This window comes from Roseomonas gilardii subsp. gilardii (assembly GCF_023078375.1).
GTDB lineage: Bacteria > Pseudomonadota > Alphaproteobacteria > Acetobacterales > Acetobacteraceae > Roseomonas > Roseomonas gilardii.
Window position 1 is genome coordinate 4,110,273 of the sequence record NZ_CP095554.1, and the last position, 20,560, is coordinate 4,130,832.

A 20,560-nucleotide genomic window follows, 5' to 3' on the forward strand; every position below is an offset into this window, starting at 1 on the left:
ATGAGCGCCACCGCCGCCCGCCCGGGACATGTCGGCCCACGCAAGGACCCCGCCGTCGCGCGCGCCCTCGGCCGCAGCCGGCACCGCCAGGACCTGATCGTCCGCGGCCTGTGCATCGCCGCCACGCTTCTGGGCCTCTTCTTCCTCGCCTCGATCCTGCTCACCCTGCTGCTGCGCGGCCTGCACGGCCTGTCGCTGCAGACGCTGGTCACGGTGACCCGCCCGCCCGGCAGCGGCGGCGGGCTGCTGAACCCGATCGTCGGCAGCCTGATCCAGGTGGCCCTCGCCACGCTGGTGGGCACGCCGATCGGCATGCTGGTGGGCACCTACCTCGCGGAATATGCCCGGGGGTCGAAGCTCGGCGGCGCCGTGCGCTTCGTCTCGGACGTGCTGCTGTCCGCGCCCTCGATCCTGATCGGCCTCTTCGTCTACCAGCTCCTGGTGCTGCCCTTCGGCGGCTTCTCCGGCTGGGCGGGCGTGGCGGCGCTGGCCATCATCATCATCCCCGTCGTGGTCCGCACCACGGAGGACATGCTGAGCCTGCTGCCCGACATGCTGCGCGAGGCGGTGATCGGCCTGGGCTCGCCCAAGTGGAAGATGGTGGTGCTGGTGGGCTGGCGCGCCGCCGCCTCGGGCATCATCACCGGTGTGCTGCTGGGCGTGGCCCGCATCGCCGGCGAGACCGCGCCGCTGCTCTTCACCTCGCTCGGCAACCTGAACTGGTCGGTCAGCCTGTCCCAGCCGATGGCGAGCCTGCCGATCACCATCTACGCCTATGCCGGCTCCCCCTATGAGGACTGGGTCACCCTGGCCTGGGCCGGCGCCCTGATCATCACCCTGGGGGTTCTGGGCCTGAACCTCGTCGCCCGCACCGTGCTGCGCGCCAAGCGCTGAGAGGCTTCGCCATGAACGGAAACGCCACCCACTTCAGCATGCCGGGTTCCTCCCAGAGCAGCCTGGTGGACACCTCCCGCCCCTCCACGCCCCTGAACGAGGCGGGGATGAGCGTGCGCGACCTGAACTTCTGGTACGGCGACAAGCATGCGCTGAAGGGCATCAACCTCGACCTGCCGCACCGTCAGGTGACCGGCATGATCGGCCCCTCCGGCTGCGGCAAGTCCACCCTGCTGCGCATCCTGAACCGCATGTACAGCCTCTATCCCGGCCAGCGGGCGGAGGGGCAGGTGCTGCTGGACGGGGAGAACATCCTCGACCCGGGCATGGACCTGAACATGCTGCGCGCCAAGGTCGGCATGGTGTTCCAGAAGCCCACCCCCTTCCCCATGACGATCCGCGAGAACATCGCCTTCGGCATCCGCCTGCACGAGCGCCTGGGCCGGACCGACATGGCCGAGCGCATCGAATGGGCACTGACCCGCGCCGCGCTGTGGGATGAGGTGAAGGACCGGCTGGACACCAATGCCGCCGGCCTCTCGGGCGGGCAGCAGCAGCGCCTCTGCATCGCCCGCACCATCGCGGTGCGGCCGGACGTGATCCTGCTCGACGAGCCGACCTCCGCGCTCGACCCGATCAGCACCGCCCGCATCGAGGAGCTGATCGACGAGCTGAAGCAGGACTTCACCATCGCCATCGTGACGCACAACATGCAGCAGGCGGCCCGCTGCGCCGACCAGGTGGCCTTCTTCTACCTGGGCGAGCTGGTGGAGGTGGCGCCGGCGGCGCAGCTCTTCACCACCCCGCGCGAGCGGCGGACCCAGGACTACATCACCGGCCGCTTCGGCTGAGGGAAAGGAAGGCGGCCATGCCCAATCAGCCCGAACACATCGTCAAGTCCTACAGCGACGAGCTGCGCCGGCTGCGCGAACTGGTCGCGCGCATGGGCGGCCTCGCCGAGCGGCAGGTGGCCGATGCCGCCTATGTGCTCACCCGGCGCGACGCCACGGCGGCGGCCGAGGTCGCCGCCCGCGATGCCCCGATCGACGGGCTGGAGCGCGAGGTGGAGAGCTTCTGCGTCCGCCTCCTCGCGCTGCGGGCACCGATGGCGGCGGATCTGCGCTTCATCATCGCGGCGATGAAGATCAGCCAGGAGCTGGAGCGCATCGGCGACTATGCCCGCAACGTCGCCAAGCGGGTCATGGTGATCGCGCAGCAGCCCAACCTCGTCGGCCTGGGCACTTTCGAGGCGCTGGCGCAGCTCGTGCAGCGCAACCTCAAGGACGTGATCGACGCGCTGCTGAACGAGGATGCCGAGGCCTGCCGCCGCGTCTGGGCCAGCGACGTGGCGGTGGACGACATCTACAACGGCCTCTTCCGCCAGTTGCTGACCCACATGATGGAAGACCCGCGCAACATCACCGCAGCCACGCACATGCACTTCATCGCCAAGAACTTCGAGCGCATCGGCGACCACGCCACCAACATCGCCGAGACGGTGTATTTCTCGATCACCGGCCAGAACCTTCCCGACGACCGGCCGAAGGTCGAGGCCCCCGGCGACCTGTCCCCGTCCGACGCATGAGCGCCGCGATCGAGACCAGCGCCCGCCCCACCATCCTGGTGGTGGAGGACGAGGCGCCGCTGCTGACCCTGCTGCGCTACAACCTGGAGCGCCAGGGCTTCCGCGTCGAGGAAGCGGCCGACGGGCAGGAGGCGCTGCTGCGCGTCTCCGAAGGCCGGCCCGACCTGGTGCTGCTGGACTGGATGCTGCCCAGCCTGTCCGGGCTGGAGGTCTGCCGCCAGCTCCGCCGCCGCCCGGCGACGCGCGACCTGCCGATCATCATGGTGACGGCCCGCACCGAGGACCAGGACGCCGTGCGCGCCCTGGACACGGGGGCGGACGACTACATCGCCAAGCCCTTCACGGTGGAGGCGCTGCTCGCCCGCATCCGCGCCCTGCTGCGCCGCTCCGGCCCCGGCTCGATGCGCGAGGCCCTGGTCTGGCGCGACATGGTGCTGGACCCGGAGGCGCATCGCGTGACGCGCAACGGCCGGCCGCTGCATCTGGGGCCCACCGAGTACCGCATCCTGGAATTCATGATGCAGCATCCGGGCCGCGTCTTCTCGCGAGAACAGTTGCTGGACGCGATCTGGGGCCGCGACATCCATGTCGAGCTGCGCACCGTAGACGTGCATATCCGCCGGCTGCGCAAGGCGGTGAACGGGCCGGACGAGGAGGATGTCATCCGCACCGTCCGCTCCGCCGGCTACGCGCTCGACGTGGAGGGCTGAGCGGCCCTCCCCGCCTCAGCCATTGTCGCGGAAGCCGGGATAGAGGCACATGCCGCCATCCACGGTGATGGTGGTGCCGACCACGTAGTCCGACATGTCGGAGGCCAGCCAGACGGCGGCGTTGGCGATGTCCTCCACATCGCCGATGCGGCCATAGGGGATCAGCCCCAGCAGCTTCTTTCCCGCCTCGCCCACCACGTTCTCCGCGTTGATGCGCGTGGCGATGGCGCCGGGCGCGATGGCGTTGATGCGGATGCGCTGGCCCGCCATCTCCTGCGCCAGCGTGCGCATCATCATCGCTATGCCGCCCTTCGAGGCAGCGTAGTTCACATGCCCCGCCCAGGGGATGACCTCGTGCACCGAGCTCATGTGGATGATCTTGCCCAGAGCGCGGGACAGCTTGCGGTCGCCCTGTTTCAGGAACTGCCGGATGCCCGCCTGGGCGCAAAGGAACTGGCCGGTGAGGTTGGTATCGATCACCTTGCGCCAGTCCTCCACCGTCAGCTCCGCGGCCGGCGCATCCTTCTGGATGCCGGAATTCGCCACCACGATGTCGATGGCGCCCATCTGCCGCACGGCCTGATCGAAAAGCACCGCGACGGCATCCGGATCGGAGACATCGGCCTGGATGGCCACGGCCCGGCCGCCCCGGCCTTCGATCTCCGCCACCAGCGCCTCGGCGGGCTCGCGGCCGGAATGGTAGTTCACGATCACCGCCGCACCGGCCGCCGCCAGCCCGCGTGCGACCCCCGTGCCGATGCCGGAGCTGGCGCCGGTGACCAGCGCGACCTGTCCATCGAGGCGGCAATCCATGAGATGTTCTCCTGCCAGTGCCGCGGCGCGGCGGCCCTGTCCCCTGCGGTGTCCCCGAGGGGCGGAACAGGCAGCGGCGGGCAGAGTTGCGCGCGAAGAGGCCGGGCCCCGGGCCTGACCGGGTAGGGTGTTGACGGGATGGTCCGGTTTTCGCCAGCCTCCGCGCCCCGGGTCGTCGCAGGCCACGAATCCCGCGCCCACCCCAAGCCGGACCCCAGCCAGGACTCACTGCCATGCCGCCGAGCACGCCCCTCCCCCGACGGACCTTCCTGGCCGGCGGCGCCGCGCTGGGTGCCGCCTCCCTCGCCCGCCCGGCCCTGGCGCAAGGCGATGCGGCGCGGGTGCTGCGCTTCATCCCGCAGGCGGATGTCACCATCCTCGACCCGCTGGCCACCACCGCCTATCCGACGCGCAACCACGGCCACATGTGCTGGGACACGCTCTACGGCATCGATGCCAGCTTCAGGCCGCAGCCGCAGCTCGCCGAGGGCCATGTCGTGGAGGATGACGGGAAGCGCTGGGTCTTCACCCTGCGCGACGGCCCGCTCTTCCACGATGGGGAGAAGGTGCGCGCCCAGGATGCCGTGGCCTCCATCAAGCGCTGGATGCCGCGCGACACGCATGGCCAGACCCTGGCGCTGCGTCTCGACGAGATCCGCGTGCTGGACGACCGGCGCTTCGAGATCCGCCTCAAGCGCCCCTTCGGCCTGATGCTGGACGCGCTGGGCAAGGCCTCCTCCTATCCCTGCTTCATCTATCCGGAACGCTTCGCCGGCCAGGACCCGACCAAGCCCTTCACCGAGGTGGTGGGCTCTGGCCCCTATCGCTTCCTCGCCAATGAGCGCGTGTCCGGCGCCCAGGTCGTCTACCAGCGCTTCGACCGGTACGTGCCGACGCCGGTGGGCACGCCCAGCATGATCGCCGGGCCGAAGCTCGCCCGGTTCGAGCGGGTGGAGTGGAAGGTGATCCCCGACCCCGCCACCTCGGCCGCCGCGCTGCAATCAGGCGAGGTGGACTGGTGGGAGGTCGTGCCCTCCGACCTCAACCCGGTGCTCAGGCGCGCCCGCGACGTGGTGCTGGAGCGCATCGACGAGTCCGGCACCTATGCCAGCTTCCGCTTCAACCACCTGCAACCGCCCTTCGATAAGCCGGAGGCCCGCCGCGCCCTGCTCGGCGCCGTGCTGCAATCCGACTTCATGGCGGCGGCGAATGGCGACGATCCCCGTCTGTGGAGCGACAAGGTCGGCTGCTTCCCGGTGGGCAGCCCGATGGCCAATGACGCAGGGCTGGAGGTGCTCACCAGTCCGCGCGACTACAACAAGGTGAAGGCCGACCTCGCCGCCGCCGGCGTGGCGGGGGCCAGCGTGACGGCGCTGCATGCCACCGACGTGTCGAACCAGAACGCGCTGATGACGGTCGGCGTGGACATGCTGCGCAAATCCGGCTTCCAGGTGCAGGACGCGACCTCGGACTGGGGCACGCTGCTGCAGCGGCGGCAGAACCGTGGCCCGGCCAGCCAGGGCGGCTGGAACGCGCTGATCGCCCTGTTCAGCGGCATGGAGTTCGCCACCCCGGCCGGGCACCTGCTGCTGCGCGCCAATGGGGAGAATGCTTGGTTCGGCTGGCCGACCTCGCCGAAGCTGGAGGCGCTGCGCGACGAGTGGTTCGACGCGCCGGACCTGGAGGCGCAGAAGCGCCTGGGGCGCGAGATCCAGGCACAGTTCTTCGTGGACGTGCCCTATATCCCGCTCGGCCAGTATTTCGTGGACAGCGCCTATCGCCGCGGCCTGACCGATATCCGGCCCGGCCTGCCGATCCCGCTGAACGTACGCCGGAGCTGAGGCCGCGCCGCAAACTCTCCTGGCGGAAGGCCCTGGTGCCTTCCGCCCGGAAGACCTGCATCGCGGGCACGGTGACGGGTCAAGCTTGTTGCACTGCGGCAGGATTGCTATCGCAGGCCCCCGTGCCCCTGGAGCGACCCGGCCTCCTGTGCTGGCCGCGATCGCTGTCCGGGGTCCGAGAAGGGAACCCGCATTGGCATTCCGGCATAAGGGGCTGGCCTTCACCGTCTTCCTGGGCGCGCTCTCGGCCCTGCCACCCCTGTCCATCGACATGGGCCTGCCGGGCTTTCCGGCGCTGGAGGCCGATCTGGGCGCCACACCCAGCGAGGCCACGCAGACGCTGAGCATCTTCCTGCTCGGCTTCGCCTGCGGCCCGCTGCTGCTCGGCCCGCTGTCCGACCGCTTCGGCCGGCGGCCGGTGCTGCTGGCGGGGCTGCTGATCTTCGCCCTGGCCGGCTTCGGCTGCGCCCTGGCCGGCTCTCCCGGCACGCTGCTGTTCTGGCGGCTGGTGCAGGGCATCGGCGCCGGGGCGGGCGCGACCCTGCCCTTCGCCATCGTCCGCGACCTGTTCGACGGCACGGAGGCGCGGCTCCGCATGTCCTATGTCACGCTGGTTCTGGGTGTCGGGCCGATCGTCGCCCCGATGCTGGGCACGCTCGTGCTGGCGCTGGGCGGCTGGCGCGCGATCTACGGCACGCTGGGCCTCGGCGGGCTGGTCCTGCTGCTGGTCACCGCCTGGGGCTTCGCGGAATCGGCGCCGGACGGGCGGCACCACAGCCTGCATCCCCGCCAGATCCTGATGCGCTATGGCGAGGTGCTGCGGCGCCGGGTCTTCCTCGGCCATGCCCTGTCCAACGCCGCCTGCTTCGGCACGCTCTTCGCCTATATCTCCGGATCGCCGGCGGTGCTGATGGGGCAGTTCGGCGTGGCGCCGGGGGGCTACAGCCTGCTCTTCGCCTGCTCCGCCGTGACGCTGATGCTGGGCTCGGCGCTCAGCGGCCGTCTGGCCAGGGCGCATGTGCCGGGGCGGCTGGTGTCCCGCATCGCCCTGGCCCTGACATCCTGCGGCGCCGTGCTGGCTCTGCTCCTGACCCTGCTCGGCGCGCTCGGGCCGGCCAGCCTCGTACCTCTCGCCGCCATCGGCAGCTTCGGCTTCGGCCTGCTGGCGCCCAATGCCACCCATGGCGCGTTGCAGCCGATGGGGCGGATGGCCGGGGCCGCCTCGGCGGCGCTGCGCAGCCTGCAGATGCTGTTCGGTGCCCTGGCGAGCGGACTGGTCGGATTCTTCTATGTGGAGGGCAGCGCCCTGTCGCTCACGGCGGTGATGGCCGGCTGCGCGCTGCTCGGCCTGGGGCTGCAACTCGCTTTGCTCCCGGGCCGGGAGCCCCTTCCGGACCCCACGGCCTCACCCGGCTGACGGGACACCGTGTGAAGGTGCTGCGGGGGCCTTGGGCGCGCTTTCGGCCGCCGCGGCGATGGCGCGCGCCACGACCAGCAGGCCCTGGCGCTGATGGTCATTCATGGCGGTGACGAGTTTCTGCAGCTCCGCCTGGAAGCTCTGGCTCGAAGACTGCACGTCCTGACGCCCCTCCTTCGAATTCGAACCAGAAACATCTTTATCGGCATAAATCGCATTTTTTGGATGGTGACAAGCACCCTTTCCATATCGTTACGATTTTCGCAACAGACAGTCGGTATGGGCATGAATACCGCCGCCAGACCCGGACTCCATCCCCGGTTGCATCGACGAAGGGAAGCATGCCTCAGGCTGGGCCAGGGCGCGGTATTTTGTTCCTGTTCAATAATAAACTTTTCGCGATCAACCTTGTTCCGGGATCACAAAGCCATGTCCCGCCAAGCCGGATGATGGAAGGGCGAGACGGGCCCTCCTCTTCCCGCGACGCCCTGCCCACCCGTCACGGGCCGACGGTTTCCTCTTTCTCCGCCTCCGCCATGGGATGCAGGGGCGCCACCGCCGGGGTGGTGCCGGGCAGGCCCTGATAGGGTTGCTGCTGCTCGGCGGGCAGGGTCGCCCGGGCCGTCAGGCGCCACAGGCCGAAGCCGAGGCAGGCCAGCGACACCAGCCCGGCATAGAGGAACAGGCCGCTCCGCCCCGTCAGGCTCATGCCCGCCGAGGCCAGGACCGGCCCCGCCGCCGCGCGAAGGAATAGGCCAGCACGAGCCCGCCGCTGGCTGCCACCCGGTCCCCCGCACCCAGCCAGTCATTGGTGTGCGAGACGCAGAGCGGATAGAGGGCGAAGACCAGCCCGCCGAACAGCGCGCCGGTCCCGAGCAGCCAGGACACGCCGATCGGCACGGCCAGCAGCACCAGGACACTGGAGGCCACCAGCGCCGCCAGCGTGCCCAGGATCACCAGCCGCCGGTCGAAGCGGTCGGACAGGCGCCCGAGCGGCCATTGCAGCGCCATGCCCCCCAGGATCAGCGCGGTCATGAACAGCGTGGTCCCGGCGAGGTCGAGCCCGTTGCCCCGGGCGAAGAGCGGCGCCAGGGCATAGACGGCGCCCAGCAGCAGGCCACTCGTCACCGTGCCGACCATGCCGAGCGGCGAGATCCGGTAGAGCTGGCGCAGGCTGAGCGAGGCCACGTCGGGCAGCGCGGTGGGGCTCTTGCTGGTCATCGAGACGGGCAGGACGGAGAGCCCATCAGGATGGACAGCAGCAGGAAGGGCCTCGGGTCCCCCGCCCCACCGATGTTCAGCAGCCCCTGACCCGCCGCCTGGGCGCCATAGACGCAGACCATGTAGGCGGCGAGCAGCGCGCCACGCCGCGACGGTTCCGCCCGGTCGTTCAGCCAGCTCTCGATGCAGATGAAGAGCCCGGCCATGCAGAACCCGTCCACCAGCCGCACCAGCGCCCAGAGGGCGGCGTTCTGCCACAGGGCATAGACGAGGCCGGTGGCCGAGACCGTGGAGGCGAAGACCGCGAAGGCCCGGATGTGCCCGACGCGCAGGATGACGCGGAAGGCCTGCATGGCGCCGATGGTCAGGCCGAGGAAATAGGCCGTGGCGACCAGGCCCGTCAGCGCCGGCGACGCCCCGGCCCCGTTCAGGCGCAGGCTGATCAGCGTGGTGAGCGGCCCGTTGCCGAGCATCAGCAGCACCACCGAGAGAAGCAGCGCGCGGACGGGCCGCAGCAGCGGGGAGCGGTGGTCGCCAAAACGGTCTGTCTCCCTGCCTCGGTTCGTTCCGCTCGCGGCGGGCCCCATGATGCGCATGACCGGGGCGCGGCGGACGTGACGCGGCGCGGGGGCGGAGCGCAAGCCCCCGCCGCTTCGCGTCCTCGCGAGGCCGGTGCCGCGTGGGCACGGATACCCGGCCCGGAAGGGGCACCGGGCCGCCCGCCGCCCCTTCCGGACCGGGGGGCACGGATGGCAAGCGGAGCCGCATGGCTTCGACCTTCCTCTACCTCCTGGCCGCCCTGGCGGAGATCGCCGGCTGCTTCAGCTTCTGGTCCTGGCGGCGCCTCGGGCAGAGCCCGCTCTGGCTGCTGCCCGGCATGGCCTCCCTCGCCGCTTTCGCCTTCCTGCTGACCCTGGTGGACAGCAGCGCGGCGGGGCGCGCCTATGCGGCCTATGGCGGGGTCTACATCGCCGCCTCACTGTTCTGGCTCTGGGGCGTGGAAGGGGTGGTGCCCGATCGATGGGACCTCGCCGGCAGTGCCCTCTGTTTCCTCGGCAGCGCCGTGATCCTCTTCGCGCCGCGCACCGGCTGACCGCCGCTTCCTCCGCCGTGGCCCCCCCGGGGCGCTCCGGGCGGGATCAGTCCAGCGTCGCGCCCGAGGCCTCCACCAGCTTGCGCCAGTATTCCGCCTGCGCCTGCAGATAGGCGCCGAAGGCGGCGGGGCTGTCGTCCCAAATGGGGGTCAGCCCTTCCGGCACTAGGCGGTCCCGAAAGGCCTCCGAGCGCACGAGCCCGGCGAAGGCCGCGAAGAGCCGGTCGATCCGGTCCTGCGGGGTTCCGGCCGTGGTCAGCACCGCGTACCAGGCTTGTGCATCGATGCCGGAGCCCGGCAACAGTTCCTCCATGGAGGGCACGTCGCGCAGTTCCGGCACGCCGGCCACACGCTTCGCCGAGCCGACCGCCAGGGCCCGGAACTCACCGCTGCGCAGATGCGGCAGGAGCGCCGGCGCCACGTCGAACATCATGTCCACATTGCCGATCAGCAGGTCGCGGATCGCCAGGCTGCCACCGCGATAGGGCACATGGGTGATGTCCACCCCGGCCGCCTTCTCCAGCGCAGCCAGCGTCAGGTGGCTCACCGTGCCGGTGCCGGAGGAGCCCATGGTGATCTTGCCCGGCGCCGCCTTCGCCGCGGCGATGAGGTCGGCGAAGCTCTTCCATCTCCGGTCGGCCCGCACCACCAGCACCACCGTCCCGGTCGCGACACGGGTGATCGGGGCGAGGTCCTTCAGCGGGTCGAAGCCCATGGAGCGGCGATACAGGAAGCGGTTCGCGGCCAGGACCGTGGCCGAGCCGAGCAGCAGCCGGTAGCCGTCCTTCGGCGCGCGGACCACGGCCTCCGCGCCCAGGTTGCCGCCCAGACCGCCCCGGTTCTCGACCTGGACCGGCTGCCCCAGGGCGGGCTGCACCTGCTCCGCCAGAAGGCGGCCCAGCATGTCCACCGCCCCACCGGCCACATAGGGTACGATCATCTGGAGAGGATGGTCCGGAAAGGCTGCCGTGGCGGTTCCGGTGTCGCCCTCCGGCCTGGCTGGCACGTCCGGTGCCACGGCCTGGGCCTGTGCGACGGCGGATGGAGGCAGGCCAGCCAGGGAGGGGATGATCAGGGGGATCAGCATGGCGCGACGGCGTGGGATCATCCGCTCGACTCCCGGATTCAGCGGCCTCCCCTCCTCGCAGGCAGCCCGCCCGTGCGCAAGACGGTCCGGGCCCGGACCGGGCTGCCCCCGACGGAAAACTAGCGCGCCGAGAGGCTGTGGATCAGCACCGCCGCCGCGACGGAAACGTTGAGGCTCTCCACCCGGCCGGACCCCGGCAGCGTCACCCGCGCGGCGCAGGCCGCGGCGCTGGCGGGGGCGACGCCCTGCTCCTCATTGCCCAGCACGAGGGCGATGGGCCTGCCGCGCGGCAACTCCCCGGGTGGGACGCCGCCGGTGGCGACCGCCGCCACGGTCAGCACCTGCGCGGAGACAGCACGCAACGTCCCGGGCAGGTCCGGCGCGGCATGGAGGGACAGCGCCTCCAGCCCGCCCTCGGCGGTGCGGAAGGCGGCCTCGCCCAGCCAGGCCTGGCGCGGATCGCCGGACAGCACCATGCCGGCGCAGCCGAAGAAGGCCGCCGAGCGGGCGATGGCACCGAGGTTGTGCGGATTGCCCACCCCGTCCAGCACCGGCAGGACCGGCGCGGCGAGGAGCGGTGCCGGCAGGGGCACGGGCAGCAGCGGCAGGCGGCGCGGCACGGCGATGGCCACGATGCCACCGTGATGCGTGGTGCCGGCGATGCGCGCCAGCTCCTCCGGCCGCACCTCGCGATAGGGCCGGCGTTCCCGCGCCAGGGCGGCGCAGACCGGCCCGGCTTCCGGGCGCATCGCCGGCAGGTAGAAGAGGCGCAGGATATCGCCCGGCCGGTGCCGGAAGGCGGCCTGCACGGCGGCGCGGCCGCAGATGCGGTCGGGATCGGGGGCGCGCGGCATGGCGGCTGATTTCCGGGGCTGTTGGGGGCTGTGTTGCAGGCTGGGGGCTAGAGCTTACGCCCCGCAAGCCCTTCCAGCGTCTCCAGCATGGCCGCGGAGATCTCCATCCCCTCAGCCTCGCTGCGCGCCTCGGCGGCGAAGCGGCGGGCACCCGGCAGGCGCACGCCCTCATCCTCCAGCATCGCGGCGACCAGCGTCTCCACCCGGTCGAGGAAGCGGTCCTGCCCCGCCAGCGCACCGGGATCGATGGCGATGATGGCCTGGCCCAGCCTCGGCCTGTTGCCCTGCTCCACGAACAGGCTGTCCGCCTCCACGCTCAGCGCCGCACCGGTGAGCGCCGCGCAGAGCAGTTCCACCACCATGGCCAGCAGCGCGCCCTTGGTGCCGCCCGCCGCCAGCATGGTCCCGGACAGCGCCGCCTTCGCATCGGTCGTCGGGCGCCCCCCGGCATCCAGCGCCCAGCCCTCGGGGATCGGCTCGCCCTGCTGGGCGGCCTTCATGATGCGGCCGCGCGCCACGCTGCTCAGCGCCAGGTCGATCACCAGCGGCGGCGCGTCGCGGCGCGGGAAGGCGGCGGCGACCGGGTTGGTGCCGAAGAATGGCCGCTTGCCGCCCGGCGCCGGGATCGAGGCCGGCGAGTTGGCGAAGGCCAGCGCCACCAGCCCCTTCTCCGCCATGCGCGCCACGGGGATGCCCAGCGCCCCGGCATGGTTGCTGTTGGTCACGCCGGCGAAGCTGATGCCGTGCTCGCGCGTGCGGAGCATTGCCTCGGCCTCGGCGATCTCCAGCGCCGGATAGGCGAGGCCGTGCCGCGCATCGACCAGGACGGTGCCGCCGCGCTCGGCACGGATCGCCGGCAACGCCTTGCCGTCGGCCCGGCCGCTGCGCAGGAAGCCCGCATACATCGGCACGCGGGACAGGCCGTGGCCGGACCAGCCGGCGGCCTCCGCCCCGACCAGGGCGCGGGCCGTGGCGCCGGCCATGATGCCGGAGGACCCGGCATTGACGAGGGACTTGCGGACCAGGAGATGCGCCTGGGCGGTGTTGATGCGCGGCATGGCCCCCTAGGGCCGCCTGGGGCGCGGCACGTCAAGGGTCTTCGCGCATGGGCCTGCCCCACCTTCCGCCAGGAAACCCGCCGGGGCCGGCGCGAGGATGCCCCGGCGGCCCCGGCGCCTTTCCCCAAGGGCAGCGAAGGAGGTGAATCCTGTCGAAATGAGGTCGAGAGGGAGAAATCCATCCCGGCAAGCCCCTCATCCGGGGAATGTCTCTCCCGCGATCGGCGGGCGGGCCTTCACCCCCTCGCTCCGGCATGGCAGGCTCGCCTCCTTCCTCACAGCATGACGCGGGAGTTCGGCGCATGGCGGGCGTGTTCTGGTATGACGGGCGGTGGAGCACCGAGGAACCGAAGGTCCTCGGCCCGATGGACCACGCCTTCTGGCTGGGCTCGATCGTCTTCGACGGCGCCCGCGCCATCCGCGGCCTGGTGCCGGACCTCGACCTGCACTGCCAGCGCGCGATCCGCTCCGCCCGCAACATGGGCATGGACCCGAAGATCGCCGCCGGGGAGATCGAGGAGCTCTGCCGCGAGGGCGTGCGCCGCATGGGCCCCGATGCCGAGCTCTACATCCGCCCGATGTTCTTCATCCGCACCGGCATCGGCGCGGCCTTCCCGGACCCGGCCTCCACCACCTTCATCCTGTCGATCTACGACGCGCCGATGCCGGAGCCGAAGGGCTTCTCCGCCTGCATGGTGCCCTATCGCCGCCCCGCCGCCGACATGGCGCCGACCGATGCCAAGGCCTCGGCCCTCTACCCCAACTCCTCCCGCGCCGTGCGCTGGGCCAAGGAGAAGGGCTTCGAGAACGCGGTGATGAGCGACCCGGACGGCAATGTCGCGGAATTCGCCACCTCCAACATCATGATGGTGAAGGACGGGGTGGTGATGACGCCGGTGGCCAACGGCACCTTCCTGGCCGGCATCACCCGCTCCCGCATCATCTCCCTGCTGCGGGAGGCCGGGCGCGAGGTGCGCGAATGCACGGTGACGCCGCAGATGCTGGCCGAGGCGGACGAGATCTTCGCCACCGGCAACTACGGCAAGGTGCAGCCCTGCACGCGCTTCGAGGACAACCGGATGCAGCCCGGCCCCGTCGCCGCCCAGGCGCACAAGCTGTATTTCGACTGGGCCGAGGGCTCGCGCATCCTGCCGAGGAAGGCCGCCTGAGGAAGCGCCGCCCCCGCGCGGCATCCGCCGGCCAGCGGAAGGCCCGGGCTTGAGCCGGCGGCAAGGCCAGGGCAGCGGCGTGACCCGCCCGCGCCCCGGCCCCGCGCGGAGCGGCCCGCGTGCCGGCGCGCGGCCGGCGGGAGGGCAGGATGACCGCGCCCGCCCCGGGAACGAACGGGAGATGCCGCGCCCCCGCCCGTCCGGCGAGGCTCCGCCGCCCTGGCTGGCGCAACGCATCCTGCACCAGGACGGCGAGGTCCTGATCCTCGACAAACCCGCCGGGCTGCCGGTCCATGCCGGGCCGCGCGGCAAGCCGAGCCTGGAGGACTGGCTGCCCCTGTTGCAACAGGGCAAGCGCCATGTGCCGCAACCGGCCCACCGGCTGGATGCCGACACCGCCGGATGCCTCGCCCTGGGCCGCACCAAGCCGGCCCTGGCGGCGCTCGGCGCGCTCTTCGCCGGCGGAAGGGCGGAGAAGACCTACTGGGCCGTGGCACTCGGCGCCCCAGAGGCCGGGAGCGGCACCGTGGACGCGCCGCTGCGCAAGACCAGCACCGCCCAATCCGGCTGGCGCATGGAGGTGCATCCGGAGGGGCAGCCCGCCCGCACCGCCTGGCGCGTGCTGGGGCGCGGCCCTGGCCTGACCTGGCTGGAGCTGCGTCCCGCCACCGGCCGCACGCATCAGCTCCGGCTGCATTGCGGGCTGATCTGCGGCCCCATCCTGGGAGACCCGCTTTACGGCCAGCCGGCTCCGGGCGGGCTGCACCTGCTCGCCCGCTCTCTTCGATTGCCGCTGGAGCCGCCCCGCGCGGCCGAGGCACCGCTGCCCGAGGCCATGCGGGCTGGGTTCGCCGACTGCGGCTGGAGGCCCGGCAAAGACTGAACCGGAAATGGGGCGCCGCGCGGTCTGGCGACGTACGGACAGGACAGGGTGGGATTCGAACCCACGGTGCGCGCCATCCAGGAAAACGCGTTCCGGAGCCCGGTCCGTATCCACCGGGCCAATGCTCGCGCCGATGCTCGCGAGGGTTTGCGATTCGCCGGTTCGCGAAGCCCTCGACGGCATGCGGCGCCGCTGTCATCCCATGCCCGCATGAGCATGGAGAGCTGAGGTTGGACGGGCAGGCGAGATCGCATCGGCTCGGCCATGGCTGGACCAGCGGGCAGCGCCTGGCCGCGCTCTACACTGGATATGCACTGCTGATCCTGCTGGTCGTGCTGGCGCAGCTTCGCTGGATGGATGTCGTGGAGACGGGGCCGGTGCTCTTGTCCGGCCTGCTGCTGCTGCTGGGCCTGGGCGGGGTGGCCTGGGCCTCCCGCGCGCTGGTCGTCCAGCCGGTGGCCGCCGCCGCGCGCCGGCTGGAAGGGGACTGCCCCGCCCCTGACTTCGCCGGCTCCGCCGGCAGCGACTACGACGAGAACCAGGCCCCCGCCGAGATCGCCGAGCTGGTGCAGCGCCTGGGCGCCGCCCGTGCGACGCAGGAGGAGGCAGTGCGGCTGCGCGACCTGCTGCTGCGGGAATCGCATCACCGGCTGAAGAATCACCTGACCCTGCTGGGCTCCTTCCTGCGGATGCAGGAGCGGCAGATCGATGACCCGGCCGCCGTGGCGGCGCTGCGCGCGGCCCAGGGGCGGATGATGGCCATCGCCGCCACCTATGACCTGATGCATGAGGCCGGGACGGCGGAGGTCTCGCTGGATGGCATGCTGGAACGCCTCGCCCGGGCCCTGCCGGAGCGCGAAGGCTCCGCGGCCTCCATGCACACCGAGCTGGCGCCGGTCTCCGTGCCGGCCGATGTGGCGGTGAAGCTCGGCCTGGTGGTGAATGAACTCGCCACCAACGCCCTGCGGCACGGCCCGCCGGGTGGGCGGGTGCGGATCGCCCTGCGCGCCGAGGGGGATGGCCTCGTCCTCCTGGTCAGCGACGAGGGGCCGGGGCAGCCGGCGGAGGTGCCCAAGGGGCTGGGCATGACCATCGCCGAAAGCCTCGCCCAGGCACTGGGCACGCGCCTCAGTCGCCTTCCGCCGCCGCAGAATGGCTGGGAGGTCGCCTGGTCGCCACGCCGGGCCCCGAACGGGGCCGGAGTTGGGGCCTCGTGAGGATCATCCGCCCCATCGGATCGCTGGCCAGGAGCGGCGGGTGATGTTAACAATCGTTCATGATGGAAGAATGGACCGCCGCCTTCGAGGGCTGGATGCGCGCCAACGCCGCCTGGGTCGGCCCCGCTACCTTTCTCATCGCCTTCCTGGAATCCTTCCCCGTGGTCAGCATCGTGGTGCCCTCCACGGCGCTGCTCCTGGCCATCGGTGCCCTGATCGGCAGCGGGCTGGCGGACCCCTGGCCGGTGCTGGCCGCCTGCGCCCTGGGCGGCGTGATGGGCGATGCCGCCGGATACTGGCTGGCGCGGGCGGTCGGCCCCTATGCGGTGCGGCGGCGCCTGCCGGCCTCCTGCCGGCGCGTCTATGCCTGGTCGGTCGCCGTGTTCCGGCGCTGGGGGTGGTGGGCGGTCTTCGTCGGGCGTTTCCTCGGCCCCATGCGGGCGGTGACGCCGCTGGCGGCCGGCGTGACCGGCATGCGCAACCGTTCCTTCCAGAGCGCCAACATCCTGTCCGCTATCCTCTGGGCGCCGCTGGTGCTGATGCCCGGCTCCATCGGCGGCTGGCTGGCACGGGAACTGGGGCAGGAGCCCGATCCGCTGCTCCTGGCCGCCACGGCCGGCGGCGCCCTGCTTCTCTGGCTGAGCTACCTGCGCCTGAAGCCGGTGCTGAGCGGCGCGCTGAAGACGCGGCGCTGAGCCTTTCGCCCGCCGTCCCCCCAGGGACGGCCCCGGGCCGGGCCGCAAGCCCCCGCCCCGCCCCCGGACACCCCCACCCGCGGCGCCCCATCCTGGCCGCGCCCCGATCCCATCGGCCGCCCGCCCCGCCCATCCCGGCCGGGGCGGTTCCCTGACGGCCACCGAACCGGAGCCCCCGTACCACCATGGAATGGATCGCCGACCCCACCGCCTGGCTGGGCCTCGGAACGCTGATCATCCTCGAGCTCGTGCTCGGGATCGACAACCTGATCTTCATCGCCATCCTCGCCGACAAGCTACCGCCCGAGCAGCGCAACAAGGCCCGCATCATCGGCCTGTCCCTGGCCCTGCTGATGCGGCTGGCGCTGCTGGCGGGCATCGCCTGGGTCGTGGGCCTCACCACGCCGCTGTTCCGCGTCATGGGGGTGGAGATCACCGGCCGGGGCCTGATCCTGGTGCTCGGCGGCCTGTTCCTGATCTTCAAGGCCACCAGCGAGCTGCATGAGCGGCTGGAAGGCGGCGAGCAGGCACGCGAAGGCGCGAAGGTCTGGGCCAGCTTCTGGCAGGTCGTGGCGCAGATCGTCGTGCTGGACGCGGTCTTCTCGCTGGACAGCGTGATCACCGCCGTCGGCATGGTGCAGCACCTGTCGATCATGTACATCGCGGTGATCGTGGCCATCGTGGTGATGATCGCCGCCAGCCGCCCGCTCATGCGCTTCGTCTCGGCGCATCCGACGGTGGTGATCCTCTGCCTCGGCTTCCTGCTGATGATCGGCTTCAGCCTGATCGCCGAGGGGCTGGGGCTGCACATCCCCAAGGGCTACCTCTATGCCGCGATCGGCTTCTCCGTGCTGATCGAGGCCTTCAACCAGATCGCCCGGCGCGGCTATGCGCGGCGCATGAGCTCGGGCGACCTGCGCGACCGTACCGCGACGGCGGTGCTGCGCCTGCTCGGCGGCGGGCCGCAGGATGCCGCCGGCCACGAGGCCGCGCCCTCCGGCGAGGCGGATGACACGGCGGCGCCGGTCTTCAAGCCGCAGGAACGCTCCATGGTGCAGGGGGTGATGGCGCTGGCGGAACGGCCCGTCCGCTCCATCATGAGCCCGCGCAGCGAGGTGGTCTGGATCGACGTGCTCGGCACGCCGGAGGAGCACCGGCGGGTGATCCTGGACAGCGGCCGCTCCCGCTACCTGATCTCACGCGGGGAGATCGAGGAGATCGTCGGCGTGGCCCTGGCCAAGGACCTGCTGAGCGACCTGATGCGGGGCGGCGCCATCGCCCTGGACCGTTCCGTCCGCCCGCCGCTCCTGGTGCATGACCGGATGGACGTGCTGACGCTGATGGAGCGTCTGCGCGGCTCCCCCGTGCAGATGGCCGTGGTGCTGGACGAATACGGCACGCTGGAGGGCGTGGCGACGCCGACCGACATCCTGGAGGCCATCGCCGGCGAGTTCGACGAGAGCGGAGAGGACCCGCGCCTCGTGGAAGAGGCGGACGGCAGCCTGCTGGTGGATGCGCAGATGGACCTGCATGCGCTGGACCAGCGCCTCGGCACCCGGCTGGCGGATGCCGCCGGCCCCTATTCCACCCTGGCCGGCTATCTCATGGAACGGCTGCAGCGCCTGCCTGTCCTGGGCGAGCGGCTGGAAGCGGATGGGCTGAGCTTCGAGATGGTCTCCATGCGGGGCGGCTTCCGGCTGGAGCAGGTGCGCGTCAGCCGCCTCCCGCCGGGGGGCCATCCGGCCTGAGGCCGGCCCCTGCCTACCGGGCCAGCGCCACAGTCCAGCCGGAGCCGCGCGGCGCCAGGGACGATGGCATGATGGATGGCGCCGACGCGCCTGCGTCGGCGAGCGCGTAGCGGAGGTCGCGGCCCTCGGCGAGCATCTGCCGGAACAGGGCGGCCATGGAGAGTTCCTGCCCGCCGCGCCGCTCCAGCCGGTTCAGCACCCCCCGGAACAGCGCCACGGAACGGAGGCGGTACAGGCCGGTGCAGCAGAGCCGCGACAGGCCGCGCTGCTCCGCCAGCCCTTCCAGCCGCCCCATCGCATCCCCCTGGACGAAGCCGCGAAGAGGCTGGGCACCCTCGGCGCATTCCAGCCAGCCATCCGCTTCCGGGGATGGCGGCAACTGGGCAGGGTCCCGCAGCGCCTCCGCGCCCAGCACGGTCAGCGGCGCCTCGACGGGCGCGCCGATGGCGCCGAGGCCGAGGCGCACCGTCTCCGCCTCCCCCCGCGTCGGCCGGGACAGCGCGACCAGTTCCGCATCGAGACCGGAACCCGCCAGGCGGGCGCGGAGGAATTCCGCCACGCCCGGCCGGTCAAGATGGATGATCAGCAGGCCGGCGGCCTGAACGGTGCCGGACAAGGCCGAAAGGAAACCATCGAGCAGAGAGGACCCGCGTTCGGCGGGGCGCAGCCATTCCGGCGGGATCTCGTCGCTCCGTCCCGGACGGCCGAGGGCGGGAATCACGATCATCCCGGCATCGCTCCGCTGACATGCGGCGCTGGCCCGGGCCGAGGCGGAGTCACGGACTGGCCAGGTGGTGGAGAAAGGACGTGATGGGATCATGATCGTTTCGGACGGCTTCCAGGCGGGGCCATGGGCAATGGCATGGCACCACATTCTTGAAGTGTGCCACTTCCAAAACAATCAACCGGAAGTCAATGCCCCGAATGGGTGAGGCCGCATCCCATGTTCTCACATTGTTCTTGACCTGACTCCGGATCGGCGCCCATATTCCGTGAGAACGAAGAAAGAACGCGGCCACGTCCCCCCATGACACAGCATGAGGGTTCCCCCCGTGGCCGCCCCGGACGGAGCTTCGTGTCATGCCCGATGGCAGCCTGGGCCGCCCCCTTGCCCTGACCGGGTCCCCCTTCCCGGTGTCCGTAGAGGCCGCGGTGCCTCTACGAACCCTGCCATCCGATACGAGAGCTCCGTCCGGGACCCCTTCGACGATGGCTGGAACACCCTGCCCGAGGCCCTGGCCGAACTGCCGCCCCTCGCGACCACCCTGACGCGGGATGCCACGCGCAAGGCCCTGGCCTGGAACGACAGCCCGGATCTCGGCTTCGACCGCAGCATCAATCCCTACCGGGGCTGCGAGCATGGCTGCATCTACTGCTATGCCCGCCCGACCCATGCCTGGCTGGGCCTCTCGCCCGGCCTGGATTTCGAGACCCGGCTGGTCTTCAAGCCGGAGATCGCCACGCTGCTGGAGAAGGAGCTGCGCCGGCCCGGCTATGTGCCGAAGCCCATCGCGCTCGGCTCCAACACCGATCCCTACCAGCCCGTGGAGCGGCGGCTGCAACTGACCCGCGCGGTGCTGGAGGTGCTGGACCGCTTCAACCACCCGGTCTCCATCGTCACGAAATCCGCCGGCGTGCTGCGGGACATCGACATCCTGCGGCGGATGGCGTCCCGCAACCTCGTCCATGTCTGCCTTTCCGTCACCACGCTGGACCACAGGCTGGCGCGGCTGATGGAGCCCCGTGCCGCCGCCCCGGTGCGGCGCCTCGCCGCGTTGCGCGCGCTGACCGAGGCCGGTATCCCCACCGCCGTCCTGGCGGCGCCGATGATCCCCGGGCTGAACGATGCCGAGCTGGAGCGCATCCTGGGCGCCTGCCGGGAAGCCGGGGCAAGCCGGGCGGGCTATGTGCTGCTCCGCCTGCCGCTCGAGGTCGCGGAGATGTTCGAGACCTGGCTGCGGAACCACTACCCGGACCGGGCCGGCCGCATCCTGGCGCTGATCCGCGAGACGCGCGGCGGGCAAAGCTACGATTCCCGCTTCGGCCTCCGGCAGGTCGGCACGGGGCCCTATGCGGATACGCTGCACCAGCGCTTCCACCTGGCTCTGAAGCGCTTCGGCTATGGCCTGACCTTTCGCGGCATGGGTGGCCGTGGCGACGATCCCCTGGACTGCTCGCGCTTCACCGTGCCGCCGTCGGAGGCCGCGCCGCAGCAGCTCAGCCTGTTCTGATCCGCCCCCATGGAAAAGGCCCGCCGGAGCGATCCGGCGGGCCT

At 71.4% G+C, this 20,560-nt stretch carries 22 protein-coding genes; 13 read left to right on the top strand and 9 right to left on the bottom strand.

Features of this window, described 5'->3' with window-relative positions:
• The 4 genes from pstA to phoB all read left to right on the top strand — a co-directional run bounded on the left by pstA (window position 1) and on the right by phoB (window position 3,189).
• On the top strand, window positions 1-894 hold the full coding sequence (gene pstA / locus MVG78_RS19095) for a phosphate ABC transporter permease PstA (RefSeq protein WP_247555683.1): 894 nt from the start codon (window positions 1-3) through the stop codon (window positions 892-894).
• 107 nt (window positions 895-1,001) lie between these two features.
• A complete protein-coding gene (gene pstB / locus MVG78_RS19100; RefSeq protein WP_247560535.1) occupies window positions 1,002-1,745 on the top strand; it encodes a phosphate ABC transporter ATP-binding protein PstB in 744 nt (247 codons plus the stop codon).
• A 17-nt stretch (window positions 1,746-1,762) separates the two neighbouring features.
• Window positions 1,763-2,479, top strand: a complete 717-nt coding sequence (gene phoU, locus MVG78_RS19105) for a phosphate signaling complex protein PhoU (RefSeq protein WP_247555703.1) — start codon at window positions 1,763-1,765, stop codon at window positions 2,477-2,479.
• Window positions 2,476-3,189, top strand: a complete 714-nt coding sequence (gene phoB / locus MVG78_RS19110; RefSeq protein WP_247555720.1) for a phosphate regulon transcriptional regulator PhoB — start codon at window positions 2,476-2,478, stop codon at window positions 3,187-3,189. The genes phoU and phoB overlap by 4 nt, the downstream gene beginning before the upstream one ends.
• A gap of 15 nt (window positions 3,190-3,204) precedes the next feature.
• On the opposite strand, the gene MVG78_RS19115 is transcribed toward phoB, so the two are convergent.
• Window positions 3,205-4,002 carry a glucose 1-dehydrogenase gene (locus tag MVG78_RS19115; RefSeq protein WP_247555722.1) on the bottom strand — a complete coding sequence of 266 codons (798 nt, stop codon included), beginning with the start codon at window positions 4,000-4,002 and terminating at the stop codon, window positions 3,205-3,207.
• A gap of 233 nt (window positions 4,003-4,235) precedes the next feature.
• On the opposite strand from MVG78_RS19115, the gene MVG78_RS19120 reads away from it, so the two are divergent.
• Together MVG78_RS19120 and MVG78_RS19125 are read left to right on the top strand one after the other, a co-directional pair.
• On the top strand, window positions 4,236-5,843 hold the full coding sequence (locus tag MVG78_RS19120) for an ABC transporter substrate-binding protein (protein ID WP_247555725.1): 1,608 nt from the start codon (window positions 4,236-4,238) through the stop codon (window positions 5,841-5,843).
• A 193-nt stretch (window positions 5,844-6,036) separates the two neighbouring features.
• Entirely contained in the window at window positions 6,037-7,260 is a 1,224-nt protein-coding gene (locus tag MVG78_RS19125; protein ID WP_247555728.1) for a multidrug effflux MFS transporter, read from the top strand.
• Here the strand turns inward: MVG78_RS19125 and MVG78_RS19130 are convergent.
• From MVG78_RS19130 to MVG78_RS19145, 4 genes are all read right to left on the bottom strand, one after another.
• Complete coding sequence (locus MVG78_RS19130) at window positions 7,249-7,419, bottom strand: hypothetical protein (RefSeq protein WP_247555730.1); 171 nt, start codon at window positions 7,417-7,419, stop codon at window positions 7,249-7,251. The genes MVG78_RS19125 and MVG78_RS19130 overlap by 12 nt on opposite strands.
• A gap of 340 nt (window positions 7,420-7,759) precedes the next feature.
• On the bottom strand, window positions 7,760-7,969 hold the full coding sequence (locus tag MVG78_RS19135; RefSeq protein WP_247555733.1) for a hypothetical protein: 210 nt from the start codon (window positions 7,967-7,969) through the stop codon (window positions 7,760-7,762).
• Window positions 7,966-8,481 carry an MFS transporter gene (locus MVG78_RS19140; RefSeq protein WP_247555736.1) on the bottom strand — a complete coding sequence of 172 codons (516 nt, stop codon included), beginning with the start codon at window positions 8,479-8,481 and terminating at the stop codon, window positions 7,966-7,968. The genes MVG78_RS19135 and MVG78_RS19140 overlap by 4 nt, the downstream gene beginning before the upstream one ends.
• The gene (locus MVG78_RS19145) at window positions 8,478-9,122 is read right to left on the bottom strand and encodes an MFS transporter (RefSeq protein ID WP_247555739.1); all 645 of its coding nucleotides are present in this window, start codon (window positions 9,120-9,122) and stop codon (window positions 8,478-8,480) included. The genes MVG78_RS19140 and MVG78_RS19145 overlap by 4 nt, the downstream gene beginning before the upstream one ends.
• A 125-nt stretch (window positions 9,123-9,247) precedes the next feature.
• Between MVG78_RS19145 and MVG78_RS19150 the strand changes: the two genes are divergently transcribed.
• Window positions 9,248-9,574: a YnfA family protein gene (locus MVG78_RS19150; protein ID WP_247555758.1), complete on the top strand. Its 327-nt coding sequence runs from the start codon at window positions 9,248-9,250 to the stop codon at window positions 9,572-9,574.
• A gap of 46 nt (window positions 9,575-9,620) precedes the next feature.
• Here MVG78_RS19150 and MVG78_RS19155 read toward each other — a convergent pair whose 3' ends face one another.
• The 3 genes from MVG78_RS19155 to MVG78_RS19165 form a co-directional block, all read right to left on the bottom strand.
• Window positions 9,621-10,682, bottom strand: coding sequence for a Bug family tripartite tricarboxylate transporter substrate binding protein (locus tag MVG78_RS19155; RefSeq protein WP_247555761.1), 1,062 nt, complete (start codon window positions 10,680-10,682; stop codon window positions 9,621-9,623).
• Window positions 10,683-10,780: 98 nt separating this feature from the next.
• The gene (locus MVG78_RS19160; protein WP_247555763.1) at window positions 10,781-11,515 is read right to left on the bottom strand and encodes a TrmH family RNA methyltransferase; all 735 of its coding nucleotides are present in this window, start codon (window positions 11,513-11,515) and stop codon (window positions 10,781-10,783) included.
• Between the two features lie 47 nt (window positions 11,516-11,562).
• The gene (locus MVG78_RS19165; protein ID WP_247555766.1) at window positions 11,563-12,573 is read right to left on the bottom strand and encodes an Ldh family oxidoreductase; all 1,011 of its coding nucleotides are present in this window, start codon (window positions 12,571-12,573) and stop codon (window positions 11,563-11,565) included.
• Window positions 12,574-12,875: 302 nt separating this feature from the next.
• Here MVG78_RS19165 and MVG78_RS19170 point away from each other — a divergent pair, with 302 nt between their 5' ends.
• From MVG78_RS19170 to MVG78_RS19190, 5 genes are all read left to right on the top strand, one after another.
• Window positions 12,876-13,742: a branched-chain amino acid aminotransferase gene (locus MVG78_RS19170; protein ID WP_247555768.1), complete on the top strand. Its 867-nt coding sequence runs from the start codon at window positions 12,876-12,878 to the stop codon at window positions 13,740-13,742.
• 181 nt (window positions 13,743-13,923) lie between these two features.
• Window positions 13,924-14,625 (top strand): RluA family pseudouridine synthase, encoded by a 702-nt coding sequence (locus tag MVG78_RS19175; RefSeq protein WP_247555770.1) that lies wholly within the window; start codon window positions 13,924-13,926, stop codon window positions 14,623-14,625.
• A gap of 230 nt (window positions 14,626-14,855) precedes the next feature.
• Window positions 14,856-15,842 (top strand): sensor histidine kinase, encoded by a 987-nt coding sequence (locus tag MVG78_RS19180; RefSeq protein ID WP_247555790.1) that lies wholly within the window; start codon window positions 14,856-14,858, stop codon window positions 15,840-15,842.
• A 59-nt stretch (window positions 15,843-15,901) separates the two neighbouring features.
• Window positions 15,902-16,537 (top strand): DedA family protein, encoded by a 636-nt coding sequence (locus tag MVG78_RS19185; protein WP_247555793.1) that lies wholly within the window; start codon window positions 15,902-15,904, stop codon window positions 16,535-16,537.
• 185 nt (window positions 16,538-16,722) lie between these two features.
• Complete coding sequence (locus MVG78_RS19190; RefSeq protein ID WP_247555796.1) at window positions 16,723-18,285, top strand: TerC family protein; 1,563 nt, start codon at window positions 16,723-16,725, stop codon at window positions 18,283-18,285.
• 13 nt (window positions 18,286-18,298) lie between these two features.
• Here MVG78_RS19190 and MVG78_RS19195 read toward each other — a convergent pair whose 3' ends face one another.
• Window positions 18,299-19,012, bottom strand: a complete 714-nt coding sequence (locus MVG78_RS19195) for a glycosyltransferase family protein (RefSeq protein WP_247555798.1) — start codon at window positions 19,010-19,012, stop codon at window positions 18,299-18,301.
• 310 nt (window positions 19,013-19,322) lie between these two features.
• Here MVG78_RS19195 and MVG78_RS19200 point away from each other — a divergent pair, with 310 nt between their 5' ends.
• Complete coding sequence (locus tag MVG78_RS19200) at window positions 19,323-20,516, top strand: PA0069 family radical SAM protein (RefSeq protein ID WP_247555817.1); 1,194 nt, start codon at window positions 19,323-19,325, stop codon at window positions 20,514-20,516.
• Window positions 20,517-20,560 lie beyond the last annotated feature (44 nt).